The 1,552-nt window shown below is 53.4% G+C and carries 3 protein-coding genes; all 3 read left to right on the forward strand.

Annotation, left to right across the window (positions count from 1 at the left end):
* Positions 1-192, forward strand: a 192-nt coding sequence (locus QMF38_RS09505; RefSeq protein WP_281759285.1) for a hypothetical protein, incomplete at its 5' end; no start/stop codon positions are given.
* Between the two features lie 303 nt (positions 193-495).
* Positions 496-792: a VRR-NUC domain-containing protein gene (locus QMF38_RS09510; protein WP_281759286.1), complete on the forward strand. Its 297-nt coding sequence runs from the start codon at positions 496-498 to the stop codon at positions 790-792.
* The coding region (locus QMF38_RS09515) for an SNF2-related protein (RefSeq protein WP_281759287.1) at positions 773-1,552 on the forward strand (780 nt) is incomplete at its 3' end. The genes QMF38_RS09510 and QMF38_RS09515, both read left to right, overlap by 20 nt.

The following is a 1,552-nucleotide window of genomic DNA, read 5'->3' on the forward strand; positions in this document are numbered from 1 at the left end:
GGACAATTGCGGAATCGCGTTTGTGCGTCACAAGTGTGGGTAGAGTGCCTTGGGAATAAAAAAGGCTCTATGCGCCCATGGGAAGCCCGTGAAATTTGTGACATCCTGCGACGCATACCTGGATGGAGGGAACGGAACGGACGGGCGCGCGTACCAGGCTACGGGCTGCAAACCGTCTTCGAAAGGGTGTAACAGATAGGTCGGATTTATCTGTTCACCATCTGATACATCTGATACACCCCCCGTAGCAGATGTATCAGTCGTGTATCAGATAAAAATCGGGTATCTGATACATGAAAAAGCTAGTCGTATCAAGGGAAGTTGAGATGTTGTATCAGATGTATCAGTGATTTTTCTATATGCGATGAAAAGTAAATTAGCATAGGAGCAATAGAGTAACAGTATATGGTATTCCTATGCTAAACGCGTTTTGGGCGCATATACGCGCGTGTGAGTGTTCATCTGAACACTAGCACACAGTGAGGTGATTGAGTCGTGCGTGAGTCCACATTGGAGCGCCGTTTGGTTCGGGAGGTCGAGCGCATCGGCGGCCGGGCGCCGAAGTGGGTGTCGCCCGGTAACCGTGGTGTGCCTGATCGTATTGTGATTCTGCCTGGTGGCCGGGTGGCGTTCGTCGAGATGAAGGCGCCGGGCAAACCGTTAGCGCCATTGCAGGTGAGATGGGCGAAGATTTTGAGCGGTCTTGGGCATCGAGTTTACAGGATTGATTCGGATGAGAGCATAGACCGGTTTATCGCGGAGGTGACCAGGAATGGAGTACAAATCCCATAAATACCAGGAGTATGCAACTCAGAAGATTATCGAGTGCCCCGCCGTCTTGTTGTTCCTGGATATGGGCCTTGGTAAAACGGTGAGCACCCTAACAGCTATCGACCTTTTGTTGCATGACTACTTCGAGGTCAGTCGTGTATTGGTGATCGCGCCGTTGCGGGTCGCGCAAAACACATGGGCGCGAGAAGTCGAAAAGTGGGATCATCTGCGGCATTTGCGGATTAGTAAAGTACTTGGGAGCGTCGCCCAACGTCGGAGGGCGTTGCAGGCTGACGCGGACATTTGGATTACGAATCGCGAGAACACCGAGTGGCTCGTCAGCGAGTACGGCACCAGATGGCCGTTTGACATGGTTGTCATTGACGAGTCGAGCAGTTTCAAGAATCACCAGTCGAAGCGATTCCGGGCATTGCGGCGTGTGCGGCCCATGATCAAGCGCATCGTCGAGCTAACCGGTACGCCGGCGCCGAATGGATTGCTTGATCTTTGGCCGCAGGTGTACCTGGCGGACCAGGGTGAACGACTCGGCAAGACCATCACTGGATATCGGGATCGATACTTTATTCCAGCCGACCGGGACGGCCACATCGTCTACAAGTGGCGGCAGAAGAAAGAGGCTGAGCAGTGTATCTTTGAGGCCATCTCGGATATCGCGGTGAGCATGAAGGCCGAAGACTGGCTGGAACTGCCGCCGCGTGTTGACAGGATCGTACCGGTCAGGCTTGAGGGTAAGGCGAGAGCATTGTACGAGCAGCTGGAA

The sequence above is a fragment of the Alicyclobacillus hesperidum subsp. aegles genome (assembly GCF_027923525.1).
Classification (GTDB): domain Bacteria; phylum Bacillota; class Bacilli; order Alicyclobacillales; family Alicyclobacillaceae; genus Alicyclobacillus; species Alicyclobacillus aegles.